A 14,456-nucleotide genomic window follows, 5' to 3' on the forward strand; every position below is an offset into this window, starting at 1 on the left:
AGCTCTTCTGAATAAATTGTTATTTTATAAGCGAATTGACTTCGCAATGTTTAATTCTTACAACCAAGTTGTAAGTTCCTTACACATCATCGATTATCAATCTTGTTCAGTTTTCAAAGATCTACCAATTTGTTGATTGCTGATTAAATTAATCAGCTCTTTAATTATATCAGATCGTTAACTCAATGTCAACAACTTTTTATAATTAATTTTTATCAACCTTGCTATCAAAAGTCGCTCAATCGCGATGACAACAATAACTATTATGCCATCTTAGCAAGTAAAAGTCAATAACTTTTTTTGCTTATTTTCAATCGAGATTAACGATCAACTTTTTCAACAGCAGAAACAATAATACCAAATTCAAACCGTCAGGTCAACAACTTTTTATTATTTGTTTCGATTAAATTTTATTGTTATCTCAAAAATGACAACGGATATAATAATACCAACTATAAACACTGTGGTCAACAACTTTTTCAAACTTTATTAAACTTTTTAGTTTTATTCTTTATAATAGAATTAAATAGAATAATCGTTATACTATTTCTTATAGATACTATTAAAGGAGTTTTACTATTATATGGAAAAAGTCGTGATTGCTGCAGCCAAGAGAACACCGATTGGTAAGATAAACGGTGCCCTAAAGAACTTCACTTCTGTGGATCTGGGATCCATCGTTACCAAGGCTGTTATAGAACAAGCAAACATTAAACCTTCTGATGTAGATCAAGTCGTGTTTGGAAATGTAATTCAAGCAGGTGCTGGTCAAAACATCTCAAGACAAATCGAAATCAATTCAAACATCCCCTACTGTAGTACTGCCAATACAGTTAACCAAGTATGCGGTTCAGGACTAAAGGCTGTCCGCAATGCCCAAGCTGCCATTGTGATGGGTGACGCCGATGTCGTTATCGCCGGTGGAGTGGAAAGTATGTCCAATGCACCATTTTTAAACATGGACGTTAGATCCGGCCACAAGTTTGGTAACGTTACTTTGATTGATTCATTAAACAATGATGCTTTAATGGATGCTTTTAACAAACAACCAATGGGAGTTACCGCAGAAAACGTTGCCGAAAAGTTCAACGTTTCAAGAGAAGAGCAAGACGAATTTGCCTACCAATCTCATATGAAGGCTGCCAAAGCATTTGATAATGGATACTTTGACAAAGAGCTAGTCCCAATTGAAATTAAAAACAGAAAATCTTCTTATATTATGAAGGAAGATGAAAACATTCGTCGTGATACTTCTATTGAAGTCCTTAACAAACTACGTCCTGCCTTCAAGGAAGACGGAACTGTTACTGCCGGAAACGCTGCAAGTCTAAACGACGGTGCATCTGCTTTGGTACTAATGAGTGAATCAGCCGCTAAGCGTTTGAATGTTAAACCATTAGCGGTCATCGATGGCTATGCCGAAGCTGGATGTGATCCTGACTACATGGGATACGCTCCTTACGACGCTACTAAGTCATTGTTTGATAAACTAGATATCACTATGGATGATATCGACCTAGTCGAACTAAATGAAGCATTCGCTGCTCAAGTCCTAGCGGTTGCTCATGACTACAATATCGATATGGACAAACTAAACATCTCCGGTGGTGCCATCTCAATGGGACACCCTCTAGGTGATTCCGGTGCTCGTATTGTCGGTTCATTAATCTACAACCTACAACGCACCAACCAAAAAAGCGGTCTAGCTACCATCTGTATCGGTGGTGGTATGGGAATGGCCATGAAAATCACACTATTATAGATAATTCTAATTAGTTTACTAAAAGTGTCATTGTAGTATGCTATGAATAGGCTTAATTTACAAACGTTGCAAAATGCAACGTTTTTCTATATACTTTTTACTTATAATTTTCATAAAGGAAGTGTAAAAATGCCCGCAACATACTTAAAGAAATCAACTGAAGAAGATTTACCAGCAATCCTGGACATCATTCACTCAGCAATCAAGTACCTACACGAACAAGGAATTGACCAATGGCAACATGGTTATCCAGCTGACGAAGATTTAGTTAAAGACGTTAAAGATGGAATCAACTACGTGTTAATCACTGACGGCCAAGTCGCCGGAACTGCGACAATTCATCAAGGAATTGATCCAAACTACCTAAACATTGAAGAAGGCGATTGGGTTAACGGTTCTGAAGCTCACTACGCAGCGATTCACAGAGTTGCCATCTCAAATGAGTTCCGTGGACAACATCTATCTGAAAAACTGGTTAGTAGCTTAATCACCGTTTCACGTGTATTAGGTTACAAGGATATCAGAATCGACACTCATCCTGAAAACAAAGGTATGCAACACGTTATCACTTCTAACGGTTTTGAAAAACGCGGAATCATCCATATGCGCGAAAATGGTCATCCATGGACTGCTAGATTTGCATACCAACTATTAACTAAATAATAGAAGGTGCTCACATGCTAGCAGACGACCTATCAGTTCAAATTAAACTGATCATTATGTATGCGATTGGTGTCTTAGCCCTATTGACTTTGCTATTTTTCTTATACCGCAAGCACCAATCATTCAAAAATAAATATGTAGCAACCATCCTAGGAATTACCATCGTCATGGTATTAATCCTAATCGATGTCAGCACATTGCATTAAAAAAAGACGTTCATTATGAACGTCTTTTTGTTTGTTTTAATTAGTGAATAACAACCTTAGTGCCAGTTGGTACTGAGCTGTTAATCCATTTAGCATCTGGGATTGATAAACGAACGCAACCATGTGAGTTGGCAACCTTACCTAATTCATGGGCATCCTTCATTAGGTACTTACCATCCTTATTTACGGGAACGGAATGGAATAGGTAGATTCCGTGATCCTTGAATGAAGTCCAGTAGTTAGCACCTTCCTTTGATGAAGCGTTGTAGAAGTGACTTCCACGTTCTTTTTGAATGTGGAATGTACCACGTGGGGTACCGTCGTCATTTCCAGTTGAGCATAGCATGGTGTATAAGACCTTGCCCGCCTTGTTTTTAACGTAGACACGTTGTTTCTTAATTGAAACATCTAGCCAGTTCTTATTTGATAGTTTCATATTTGGGTAAGCCTTCTTTTCAGATGAGTGCTTCCAAGCATTCTTTGAAGGTCTTACTGAAGCTTGTGCCGATACATTGGTAGTAGTGTTCTTGTTCGCAGTCGATTTTGAGGTAGATTGGCCGCAAGCTGTTAATCCTAATGCCACAATGACGGCAGTAATAATCATTGCAAATGCACGTTTAAATTTAGTCATTAAATATCTCCCCTTGTCTTTGACTTAATTAAAACACAAAGTGAAAATCAATTCCATTATTAAAAACATTTGGTATAGTTATATTTATAAAAAGATTCGTACAAAATAAGGAGATATCGTTATGCGAAAACTAAAAGCATTTTCACTACTATTAATCGTTCTGACTGTCATGTTGTTTGCCGGAAGCATCAGTGAAACCCACCTCACCGCTAATGCCCAAACTACCAAGCAAACTCATCACAAGAAAAAGCCTGCCAAAAAAGCGAAAAAGGCCAAGAAAACTTCTAAGGCTAAACACAAAAAGACCACTAAGAAGAAAAAGGCCGTAAAGAAACACGCCAAGAAGACTACCAAAGCCAAGAAGAAGCAACCAAAGAAGAGCAAAAAGGCTACCAAAGTTAGAAAAAAGGTAGATTCTAAGAAGAAAGTCATGCCAAAGGCGCCTAAAAAAGTAGTCAAGAAAGACACCGCAGCCAAAAAGGTGATTGTTAGCACCACTGCACCAATCGCTACCGACACCAATAAAACTACTGATTCAAATTACTATCAATCAGTAGATGGTTTTAACTATCCTTCAGATGATCATGCCACTCCTAATGCATCAGACACACTAAACATCCCTGCCGGATACCTATTTAGTTTCGATACTAACACCAAGAAGATGGTCCAAGGCACAGCTTCAGATGGCTCAATTGAGCAAAGTCGTCAAATTAACACATTCCACCCAAGCACCGAAGACATTAACACCACGGTCAACATCAATAACATTAGTACTGACCAACAACGTCAACTATCACAATACGCTGCTAACCTTGTTAATGATTTAAGACACAAGCTAGCTAACAACTACCCATACACCCAAGATCTAACAGTTACCGATCGTGCATTAAAGGCATCTACCGATGTTGCCATCGGCTACAACAACGATAACTGGGACTTCACTAAAAAGGGTGGTCACGATGTTTCAGTCCTAAACGACGTCTTCGCCGCTAACAACTTCACTGCCTACGGTGAAAACATTGCCGGTTCCCTACTAACTAGCTCATACATCAACGGACCCGTTACTCTGGCTAACGTTAAGGAAAGCATCTACGGTGCCATCTGCGCCATGATGTTCGATGATGCATCTTCTGATTGGGGCCACGCTGCCAATTTCCTAGGAATTGGTTTCGATAGTTCTGCTAAACAAGAATTCGGAGTCTCAATCGACAAGATGGGCCAAATTCACTTCGAAATTTACCAATAAAAAAATAAAAAGGCGCTATGACGGCGTCTTTTTTATTTGGCAAAATTATCATGTTTACAAATAGTTCAAAACAGATATACTTATACATGAATTAAATATAAAAATGCTGTCCACTGGGGTGCCGTTTTTCGGCTGAGATTACACCCATTGAACCTGATCTAGTTAACACTAGCGAAGGAAGTCAGGCGCACTCCAAGTAAAGAATTAGACTTAGTCTATCCAAGTGTACCCTTCCACCTTCGTGTGGGAGGGTATTTTTTATTTACGGCAGCAAACTGGAGGTATTGTTTCATGTTTTCACATCAACTAGTCAAGGAAGCTAACCCGATTTTGGAAGCAATCTTTGACCACCCGTTTGTTAAAGGTATCGGTGACGGTCACGTCGACGATGCAGCACTAAAATTTTATGTTCAACAAGATTTTCAATACTTATCTGAGTTCATCAAAATTTACGCTAGTATCATCCCCATCCTAAAGGACAGAGAGGACATGCGATTCTTCGCTGAAAATATCGATTTTATTCTAAACAGTGAAATCCACCCTCACCACGTCTTTTGCGATATTGCTAACGTTACATACGAAAGTTTGCAACACGCTACCCCAAGCCCTAAGGCTTACCTATACCAATCACATATGTATCGTGCCGTTAGAACTGGTAGTCTGGCCAACATCATCTGTGCCTTACTACCATGTCCATGGACATACAATGAAATTGCCGAGCAGCTAACTGCCACGGGTAAAAACACCGCTGACAATCCATTCAAGAGTTGGATTGATTTCTACCTAACCGACAATGAAGACGCAGACGGTGGATTAACTCAAAAACTCTTCAAGATGTTAAACGAACTATCAAAGAACATGTCAGAAGAAGAAATCAACGAAGCCAAGGGATTCTTCCTAAAGAGTACCGAATTAGAATGGGAATTCTGGGAACAAGCCTTCTATCAACAAGACTGGCGATTTGCCGACATTATTCATGGAGGTAGTCATCATGAATAGTAAAAAAGTCCCTGAAACATTAACGATTGCCGGTTCAGATTCCGGTGGTGGTGCCGGTATGCAAGCCGACATCAAGACGATGCAAGAACACCACGTCTTTGCTACCAACGTCGTAGTTGGTTTGACCGCCCAAAACACATTGGGTGTTCAGTCCGTCCTACCTACACCCGTGGAAATGATCAACACCCAGTTTGATTCACTATACGATGATTTCGACATCAAGGCTGCCAAAACCGGTGCTTTGTTTGACCAAGAACGCGTCGAAGCAGTCGTCGCAAACATCAAAAAACACAACATTCACCCCATTGTCGTCGACCCAGTCATGGTTGCCAAGGGTGGTGCTAGGTTACTGGACGATTCCGGTATCGACGCCATCATCCACAAACTAATGCCAATCGCCGACATCGTGACCCCCAACCTCCCAGAGGCTGAGGTTATATATGGTAAAAAGATTGAAACCAACGATGATGTAATTGCAGCCGCCTCCTACATTCAACAACTGGGTGCCAAGAACGTCATCATCAAGGGTGGTCACCAACATGGTGATACCCTAACCGATTACGTCCTACTAGAAAGCGGAATTAGTTTTACCATCGAAAGTAAAAAGTATGACACCGTCAGAAAACACGGCACTGGTGACACCCTATCATCCGCAATTGTCGCTAACCTAGCTAAGGGCGCATCCATCAAGGAAGCTATCATTGAAGGAAAACATTACATTGATACCATCCTACAATCAGAAATCATTGTCGGACACGGTCATGGACCACTAAATCACTGGGGGGCTGAAGATGAAATTCGCTAAAGAACAACTAGCCGTCTACTTCATTGCGGGTAGTCAAAACGTTGGCGGCGACGTCGATAAACTAATCCAAATCGTAGAGGATGCATGTAAGAACGGCATCACTATGTTTCAATACCGTGAAAAGGACCGTTCTATCCTAACCGATGTGGAAAAACTACAGGTAGCGATTCAACTAAAGGAAATCACCGCCAAGTACAACGTGCCTTACATCATCGACGACGATATCGATTTAATGAAGGAAATTAATGCCGATGGAATCCACGTCGGCCAAGACGACACCAAGATTGAACGCGTGATTGCGGAATGTCCCAACAAGATTATTGGACTATCTACCCACACCTTGGATGAGGTCAGAACTGCCAACAATGTGGATTCACTGGACTACATTGGAATTGGTCCTATCTTTGCCACCCAATCCAAGCTAAAGGTCAAACCAGCGATCGGTATTGATGAGCTAAACCGTTTATACCGAGAATCAACTCATCCAGCCGTTGCCATCGGTGGTATCAAGGAAGATAACGCCAAGGCAGTGCTAACTACCAACGTCGACGGTGTCTCAGTTATCTCAGACATCATCGATAGTTCTGATATCAAACAAACCATCAACCGTCTAAAGGGGAATGCATAATGACTACAATCAAACAAATCAGAGAAAACTCACCAATCATTTTAAATATCTCAAACATGGTAACACCACAACACGTGGCCGACGCCATCAACTTCATCGGAGCATCACCAATCATGTTCGATGACATTAAGGAAGCAAGTGATCTAGTCAACATCTCAAACGCCCTAGTCATCAACATGGGTTCATCAAACGATGCCGACGTTGAAAAATCAATTGCGGCCGGAAAATTTGCCAACCAAAAAGGCATCCCTGTCGTCATTGATCCCGTGGCAATTGGTGCATCCAAGTTACGTCAAGACAACTTCGCTAAAGTAGCTCAGGAAGTTAAATTCGACGGTGTTCGTGGTAACGCTGGTGAATTAGCATTCCTAGCTGACATCGAATGGAATGCTCAAGGAATCGACGCCGGAAACGGTGACGGTGACCTACATGAAATCGCAGAAACTGTCGCTAAAAAGTTTGACTGTATCGTTTTACTATCAGGTGTCACTGACGTCATCTCAGATGGTAGTAAGACCGTCGAAGTCAAAAACGGTCATCACTACTTTGCCGTTAACGTCGGTTGTGGCGATATGTTAGACGGTATCCTAGGTGTCTGTTTAGCTGTCGATAACAGTTTGGATTCAGCTGTGCTTGCTTCTAGCATTTTAAGCATTGCCGGAGAAATCGCTGGTGGAATTACCGACAACCTACCATATTCATTCCTATCAACAGTATTTAATACCTTGTACCAACTAACCGACGAAGAAATCACTGAATTTCAAAAACTAGGATAATAAAAAAGGACTGACAGATGTCAGTCCTTTTTATTTTTTAATAACATACAAAATATACTATAGCGATAATAATAACGGCGATTACCATTAATGTGTAACAAATCTTTTCAAACATATGAATTCCTTCTTTGCTTCCGCATTTAATTTATTTAAAGTTTAGGCTAACTACCCGTACTTGTCAATTTTGTTATATGTAATAAAAAAACGCTGGAATAATTCCAACGTTTTTTACTTTATTAGATGTATTGAACGATTGTCATTAAGATAGGAATAACAACGATGAACAATACAGTTGAAGTAGTTACAATGTTTGTAGCGTACTTAACATCCCCGTGTGATTCAGCAGCTAGGATTGGTAATACGGCTAGCATTGGAGTAGCTGATTGAACAATCATAGTTTGGCTGAACATTGTTGGTAGTGATACACCACCGTGAGCAGCAGCAGTTAGGATAACAATCATAACAACTGGAGCCAATACGAAACGACCTAATAGTGCAACAACAGTGTCGCGGTCGAATGAGATACTCTTTAGACCAGCATCAGCTAATACAATACCAATGTAGATTAGTGATAGTGGAGTAACTAAACTACCAACGTAAGTTAGTGTTTGTGATAAGAAAGGTACCTTTAGCACTGGAATGTTTAGTAGTAAGAATACTAAAGCAACTAGGAAACCAACAAGTGGCATTGGAATAACTTGCTTCCAGTTAATCTTGTGGTGTTCCTTTGGTTGACCTGCCTTAGTAGGATCATCGTTACTGATCAAGAAGACACCAAATGCCCAAGTAGAAACAGTGTTGATGATGTAGTATACCAAGAAGTAAGTCATTGACTTGTCACCGAATAAGGCGATGTTCAATGGTAGACCAATGAAGATAGTGTTGGCGTTAACGATAGCGTTAATGAATACACCACGACGACCTGGTCTAACCTTCATGATTTTAACTAGTGCAAATGCAATTAGGTAACCGATAACAACTGAGATAACACCCCAGATTAGGTAGCTACCGAAACTTACAAGCTTACCTCTAGTTAGACGACTTAACACCGCAACGAAAATTGAAGCTGGTAGAGCGATGTTTTTGATTAATTTAGAAATGTTCTTGCTGAATGTATCTGCAAACCAACCGGTTTTTCTTAATACATATCCTAATAACATAATTAGAACAACAACAAGGACACTTTGGATTGAGTTAATAAATACTCCCATTATGAATCCTCCTATTTGATATTAAAAATAATTATTGCTTAATTTAAAACACGATAAGTACTATAAAACATACTTAAAGATATAGTCAAAGGATAAGTTCGTTATAAATATTTTTTATATCAATGGATAAAACCCCGTCATATTAGTCTTTGTCGTCATTTTTATGCTTGTTTTTTAAAGAAATTACTAACACAGTTGATAATGTAGAAATAATAAATAGTACAATGACCATGATTAACATACCGATCACTTGCATCTAATCCCTCCCAAATGTTTAATTCGTTAATAAAATTATAGCGAATTTTCAATTTTTTCTCAAAATATTGTTGCATAAAAACTATAGATATGGTTTAATATTATATGTCGCTTGAGGTTACATCTCACAGACAAACTTAATATTTTGAGCTGTTAGCTTAAGGTAAAAGCACTCAGTCCTTTGCTGAGAAGATGGTGTTCAAAGCATCACAGCTCACTAACTAAAGTACTTTGAAGATTTTATCTTTGGGGTACTTTTTTGTTAAAGAATAAAAGTTTGTTTTTGTATATCTCACAAAAAAAGAGCCGCTTCTTAATTGAAGCGGCTCTTTTTTTCGATCTTTTTCTACATATAATAAAAAGCCATAGGATAACCTATGGCTTTTTTCATATCCAAGATATGATTTTAGTGGAATTGCATACCACCATCTAGAATTAATGTTTGACCAGTCATGTAGTCTGAGTCTTTACCTGCTAGGAATGAAACACCAGCAGCGATGTCTTCTGATTCAGCTAAACGACCTAATGCGATATCCTTAGAGAATTGTTGCATACCCCATTCGTCATCCTTACCTGCGTTTTTACCAACTTCGTGGGCGATATCCATCATCATTGGAGTCTTAACGATACCAGGTGCGAATGCGTTAACAGTGATGTTTTCACTTGCTAAATCACGAGCAGTGGTTTGAGTAATACCACGGATAGCGAACTTAGTACTACCGTATAGAGTTAAGTTAGGGTTACCAACAACACCAGCTTGAGAAGTAGCGTTGATGATCTTACCACCATGACCTAGTTCGTTGAACTTAGCCTTGGCTGCTTGAGTTCCCCAGATTACTGATGCAACGTTGATGTTGTATACAGTGTTGAATTGTTCTGGAGTGATTGTGTCAACTGGAGTAGTAGGACCTACACCGGCGTTGTTAACAACAACGTTTAAGTCACCCAATTGTTTTACAGTTTCTTCAACTGCAGCAAATACTTGGTCTCTGTCAGCAACGTCTGCTTGAACAGCAATTGCCTTACCACCATTTGCGTTAATTTCCTTCGCTACTGCTTCACCCTTTTCAGCAGTACGGTTAACAACAGCAACTGCAAAACCGTCTTGAGCTAATCTTTCAGCGATTGCTTTACCGATACCTTGGCCGGCACCTGTAACAAATGCAACTTTTTGAGTCATAGTAACATCCTCTTTTCTTCTTTTGTTTATTTATTCACAAAGTGATTATATACTATTTTCATTAATTTTACAGTACTTATATTATTAAATTTTTATTAAATCCATAAATTTTGTTATGTCTTACACTATATAATCCGAAACTAATTAATTGAATTAAATTTCGCGAACGTTTATTTTATAAGTATACGAAGATGAATTTAATATCTTATGTAAAGAAGGAATTGATAACTATGACTGAAAAATTCGATTACGATGTTTTATACATCGGTGCAGGTCACGGTACTTTCGATGGTGCAATGCCATTAGCCGCTAAAGGCTACAAAGTTGCCGTAGTCGAAGCAGATAAAATCGGTGGTACTTGCCCTAACTGGGGTTGTAACGCCAAGATTGCTTTAGATTTACCAGCACAATTAATGGAAACTCAAAAACGTTTAAGAAATATTGTTAAAGGAAACCTAAGCATCGATTGGACCCAAAACATGCTAAACAAGCATAAGGTCATCGATAGTCTTCCAAACGCCATCCAAGGTGGTCTAGAATCATTTGGTATCGACGTTATTAAGGGCTACGGTAAGTTAACCGACGGCCACACTGTTGATGTTGACGGCAAGTCATACACCGCAGACAAGATTGTTGTCGCTACTGGTTTACGTCCACACAGACTAGATGTTCCTGGCAAGGAAATGGCCCACGATTCAAAGGACTTCCTAAATATCAACGAACTACCAGTTCACATCGCCATCATCGGTGCTGGATACATCGCCATGGAATTCGCATCAATCGCAAACGCTGCCGGATCACAAGTTACTGTCATCATGCATGGTGACCGCGCACTTCGTGACTTCAACGGTGAATACGTTGACGCAGTCGTAAACGATTTAAAGGAAAAAGGTGTTACCTTTGTTGAAAACGCCGAAGTTCAAGAATTCCACGAAGAAAAGTGCAAGACTACCATTGAATTATCTGGTAACCGTCAAGTCTTCACTGACTACATCTTAGATGCTACCGGTCGTATTCCAAACGTCGAAAACATTGGTTTAGACGAAGTTGGTGTTAAATACGACAAGAAGAACGGTATTGAAGTAAACGATCACCTACAAACATCAGTTGATAACATTTATGCTTCAGGTGACGTTGCTGCAACTGGTCAACCAAGATTGACTCCAACTGCAATCTTTGAATCACAATACCTAACTAGCCTATTCTCAGGCGAAACTAAGGATGCAATTGATTTTCCTGCCATCCCTTCAGTAGTGTTCACTTCACCTCGTATCGCCCAAGTCGGTGTATCAGTTGAAGAAGCAAAGAACAGTGACGACTACACTGTTGAAGAACACGATATGACTGCTGATTGGTACCGTTCAATCACTAACGAAGAAATTGCCAAACGTGCATACATCTTCGATAAACAACACCATTTAGTTGGTGCCACTGAAGTATCAAACGAAGCGGATAGCGTAATTGATTCAATCCTACCTGCCGTCGCTCTAAAATTAGATAAATCTCAAATTAACAAGATTGTCCACTTGTTCCCTACTATCGGTAGTGACGCTTGGCAACATCTATAAAATATTAAGTAAAACCACCCATTTGGGTGGTTTTTTTAATGTTTAAAATTCCATTAAAATCGAGTCAATATATTTGTTTGCAACACTACAATATTGTACATTAATTAATATAAGAAAATATAATAAACGTAATAAATACGGAGGCTTTAACATGAAAAATCCTAACTTCGATTACGATGTTATCTACATCGGATCAGGACACGCCGCATTCGACGGTGCTAAGACACTTTGCAAACAAGGTTTCAAAATCGCGTTTGTCGAAGCAATCGCCGTTGGTGGTACTTGCCCTAACTGGGGTTGTAACGCCAAAATCTCACTTGATGGACCAGTCACTCTAGCTAAGACCCAAAGACGCATGAAAGACATCGTTGAAGGTGACACTAAGCTAAACTGGAAAGAAAACATCAAACACAAACGTGAAGGAATCCTACCAATCAAGGTAGACCGTGAAGCAACTATGAAGAGCTTAGGAATGGATGTTATCCATGGTTTTGCTAAGTTCACTGACGCTCATACACTAGAAATCAATGGTGAACACGTAACTTCAGACAAGATCGTTATCGCCACTGGTCTAACACCACATAAAGTTGAAATTGAAGGTACTGAATTATCACATGATTCAAGAGACTTCATGGAACTAGAAGACATGCCAAAACGTATGGCTGTTGTTGGTACTGGTTACATCGCGATGGAATTTGCTACTATGGCAAACGAAGCAGGTGCTGATGTTACTATGTTCATGCACGGTGACAAGGCATTACGTCCTTTCTACCAACCATACGTAAAAATCCTAATGGACGAAATGAAGAAATCAGGTATCAAGTTTGTTGAAAACTCTGGCCTACGTTCATTCAGCCAAGACGGTGACGAATACACTGTTACTTACGCTGACAACCAACAACTAACTGTTGATTACATCCTAGACGCTTCTGGTCGTGTACCAATGGTTCACAACATGGGTCTAGAAGAAGTTGGTGTTAAATACGATGATAAGAAGGGTGTCCTAGTTAACGAATACCTACAAACATCAGTTGAAAACATCTACGCTTCAGGTGACGTTGCTGCTACTGGTCAACCAAACTTAACTCCAACAGCAACTTTCGAATCACAATACTTAAAGCACTTATTTGCCGGTGAAACAGATCAACCAATCGACTTCCCAGCAATTCCATCAGTAGTATTTACTTCACCTCGTATCAGTCAAATGGGTGTTACCGTTGATGAAGCAAACGCTAGTGACGAATACACTGTTGAAGAACATGATGCTACTAACACATGGTTTAGACAAATCACTAAGGAACCTGTTGTTAAGAATGCCTACATTTTTGACAAAGAACACCGCTTAGTTGGTTTTACTGAAATCTCTGACCAAGCTGATAACGCAGTGGACATGATTGTTCCAGCCGTCAACATGAAGATGACCCCACTTGAAATTGAAAGAAATGTTCACCTATTCCCTTCAATCGGTCACGACACTTGGAAGAACATCTAAATCATTCTTAACCAAAAATTAAACCCCGGTCGAATTTTTCTGCCGGGGTTTTTGGTATAATTAAGACATAATATCAAACAGGAGGATTCTCATGTACAATCGCGCAGAACAAAAAAGAGAAGTTAAAGGCCTTATTCGTGGTCACCAACGCTTCTTCTTCATCCTATTTCTACCATTCTTACTAACTTACATTGCTTACAACGTTTTAGCTAACCAAGTAAGCTTTAACTCAGCTCTAAAGATAGATGCCACAAACGTTACTACTAACATTACAAGTAATGACGCCGTTAACTCCGTTGCAACATTTATTTTCATCATCTTATCTTCAATCTTTTTACTCGGTGCTATCTACACCGCCTTCAACGTATTAAGAGGCCAAGATGATTTCCAAAAACCACTTAGAAAATCACTAACATTTATCGACGACCAACGTCTTTTCTGGGGTACCACATGGACCTGGATTTTAAGATCAATTCTATTATCACTATGGTCACTACTATTCATCCCTGGTTTCCTATTCATGATTTTACTACCAAACTCTTTAGGTTTATCCCTTTCAATCGCTGAATTCATCGCCGTATTAGTATGGTTAGTCGTAAAGAGTTTCGCATACAACCAAGCACTTTGGGTATACAGAGATGCTAGATTGGAAAACAAACCCGTCAGTGCCTACACTGCTATTATGACCAGCCAAGACATTATGAAGGGCTACAAAGCAGATTACCTTGTATTACAACTATCTTTCACCGGTTGGATGATTCTAGTTGCAATTACTTCAGGAATCGTCGGAATTTACGTATTCCCTTACTACTACATCACACAAGTGAAGTTCTACGAATTCGTAAAAGAACAATTCAAACAAAAACAAACTGTTTTGGATGTTGAATAATAAAAAAGCCATAGGTTAGGAACTGCAACTATTATTTTGAACAAATAAATAAAAGCAGCTTTCTAACTCTTTAATTGGGCAACTGATTTTCTGTATTCTACAGGGGATTGGTTGCCTAATTTTGTTAATATTCGTGTATTATTCC

At 39.3% G+C, this 14,456-nt stretch carries 14 protein-coding genes and 1 riboswitch; of the genes, 11 read left to right on the forward strand and 3 right to left on the reverse strand.

Features of this window, described 5'->3' with window-relative positions:
* The first annotated feature begins 583 nt into the window (after positions 1 to 583).
* The 3 genes from ACOMA7_RS07370 (at position 584) to ACOMA7_RS07380 (ending at position 2,631) form a co-directional block, all read left to right on the forward strand.
* Positions 584 to 1,762 (forward strand): acetyl-CoA C-acetyltransferase, encoded by a 1,179-nt coding sequence (locus ACOMA7_RS07370; protein ID WP_301945738.1) that lies wholly within the window; start codon positions 584 to 586, stop codon positions 1,760 to 1,762.
* Positions 1,763 to 1,891: 129 nt separating this feature from the next.
* On the forward strand, positions 1,892 to 2,425 hold the full coding sequence (locus tag ACOMA7_RS07375) for a GNAT family N-acetyltransferase (protein ID WP_054607739.1): 534 nt from the start codon (positions 1,892 to 1,894) through the stop codon (positions 2,423 to 2,425).
* Between the two features lie 14 nt (positions 2,426 to 2,439).
* The gene (locus tag ACOMA7_RS07380) at positions 2,440 to 2,631 is read left to right on the forward strand and encodes a hypothetical protein (RefSeq protein WP_053791295.1); all 192 of its coding nucleotides are present in this window, start codon (positions 2,440 to 2,442) and stop codon (positions 2,629 to 2,631) included.
* Positions 2,632 to 2,671: 40 nt separating this feature from the next.
* Here ACOMA7_RS07380 and ACOMA7_RS07385 read toward each other — a convergent pair whose 3' ends face one another.
* Positions 2,672 to 3,262, reverse strand: coding sequence for a L,D-transpeptidase (locus tag ACOMA7_RS07385; protein ID WP_301945739.1), 591 nt, complete (start codon positions 3,260 to 3,262; stop codon positions 2,672 to 2,674).
* Between the two features lie 121 nt (positions 3,263 to 3,383).
* Here ACOMA7_RS07385 and ACOMA7_RS07390 point away from each other — a divergent pair, with 121 nt between their 5' ends.
* The 5 genes from ACOMA7_RS07390 (at position 3,384) to thiM (ending at position 7,716) form a co-directional block, all read left to right on the forward strand.
* Positions 3,384 to 4,508, forward strand: a complete 1,125-nt coding sequence (locus tag ACOMA7_RS07390; RefSeq protein WP_421393055.1) for an SEC10/PgrA surface exclusion domain-containing protein — start codon at positions 3,384 to 3,386, stop codon at positions 4,506 to 4,508.
* A gap of 104 nt (positions 4,509 to 4,612) precedes the next feature.
* Positions 4,613 to 4,705, forward strand: a riboswitch (TPP riboswitch).
* Between the two features lie 94 nt (positions 4,706 to 4,799).
* Positions 4,800 to 5,507 carry a thiaminase II gene (gene tenA, locus ACOMA7_RS07395; RefSeq protein WP_421393058.1) on the forward strand — a complete coding sequence of 236 codons (708 nt, stop codon included), beginning with the start codon at positions 4,800 to 4,802 and terminating at the stop codon, positions 5,505 to 5,507.
* Positions 5,500 to 6,312, forward strand: a complete 813-nt coding sequence (thiD, locus tag ACOMA7_RS07400) for a bifunctional hydroxymethylpyrimidine kinase/phosphomethylpyrimidine kinase (protein ID WP_421393062.1) — start codon at positions 5,500 to 5,502, stop codon at positions 6,310 to 6,312. Before tenA ends, thiD begins: the two co-directional genes overlap by 8 nt.
* Positions 6,299 to 6,940 carry a thiamine phosphate synthase gene (thiE, locus tag ACOMA7_RS07405; RefSeq protein ID WP_421393065.1) on the forward strand — a complete coding sequence of 214 codons (642 nt, stop codon included), beginning with the start codon at positions 6,299 to 6,301 and terminating at the stop codon, positions 6,938 to 6,940. The genes thiD and thiE overlap by 14 nt, the downstream gene beginning before the upstream one ends.
* Positions 6,940 to 7,716, forward strand: a complete 777-nt coding sequence (thiM, locus tag ACOMA7_RS07410) for a hydroxyethylthiazole kinase (protein ID WP_421393068.1) — start codon at positions 6,940 to 6,942, stop codon at positions 7,714 to 7,716. The genes thiE and thiM overlap by 1 nt, the downstream gene beginning before the upstream one ends.
* A 236-nt stretch (positions 7,717 to 7,952) precedes the next feature.
* Here the strand turns inward: thiM and ACOMA7_RS07415 are convergent, their stop codons facing one another.
* On the reverse strand, positions 7,953 to 8,927 hold the full coding sequence (locus tag ACOMA7_RS07415) for an AEC family transporter (protein WP_053791288.1): 975 nt from the start codon (positions 8,925 to 8,927) through the stop codon (positions 7,953 to 7,955).
* A gap of 661 nt (positions 8,928 to 9,588) precedes the next feature.
* Positions 9,589 to 10,362, reverse strand: coding sequence for a (S)-acetoin forming diacetyl reductase (locus ACOMA7_RS07420; RefSeq protein ID WP_054607727.1), 774 nt, complete (start codon positions 10,360 to 10,362; stop codon positions 9,589 to 9,591).
* A 230-nt stretch (positions 10,363 to 10,592) separates the two neighbouring features.
* Here ACOMA7_RS07420 and ACOMA7_RS07425 point away from each other — a divergent pair, with 230 nt between their 5' ends.
* The 3 genes from ACOMA7_RS07425 to ACOMA7_RS07435 all read left to right on the forward strand — a co-directional run bounded on the left by ACOMA7_RS07425 (position 10,593) and on the right by ACOMA7_RS07435 (position 14,311).
* Positions 10,593 to 11,930: a dihydrolipoyl dehydrogenase family protein gene (locus ACOMA7_RS07425; protein WP_421393072.1), complete on the forward strand. Its 1,338-nt coding sequence runs from the start codon at positions 10,593 to 10,595 to the stop codon at positions 11,928 to 11,930.
* A 151-nt stretch (positions 11,931 to 12,081) separates the two neighbouring features.
* Positions 12,082 to 13,422: a dihydrolipoyl dehydrogenase family protein gene (locus ACOMA7_RS07430; RefSeq protein WP_054604444.1), complete on the forward strand. Its 1,341-nt coding sequence runs from the start codon at positions 12,082 to 12,084 to the stop codon at positions 13,420 to 13,422.
* A 91-nt stretch (positions 13,423 to 13,513) separates the two neighbouring features.
* Positions 13,514 to 14,311, forward strand: a complete 798-nt coding sequence (locus tag ACOMA7_RS07435) for a DUF975 family protein (RefSeq protein ID WP_054607725.1) — start codon at positions 13,514 to 13,516, stop codon at positions 14,309 to 14,311.
* Positions 14,312 to 14,456: the final 145 nt, after the last annotated feature.

This window comes from Apilactobacillus intestinapis (assembly GCF_049166695.1).
Lineage (GTDB): Bacteria > Bacillota > Bacilli > Lactobacillales > Lactobacillaceae > Apilactobacillus > Apilactobacillus kunkeei_C.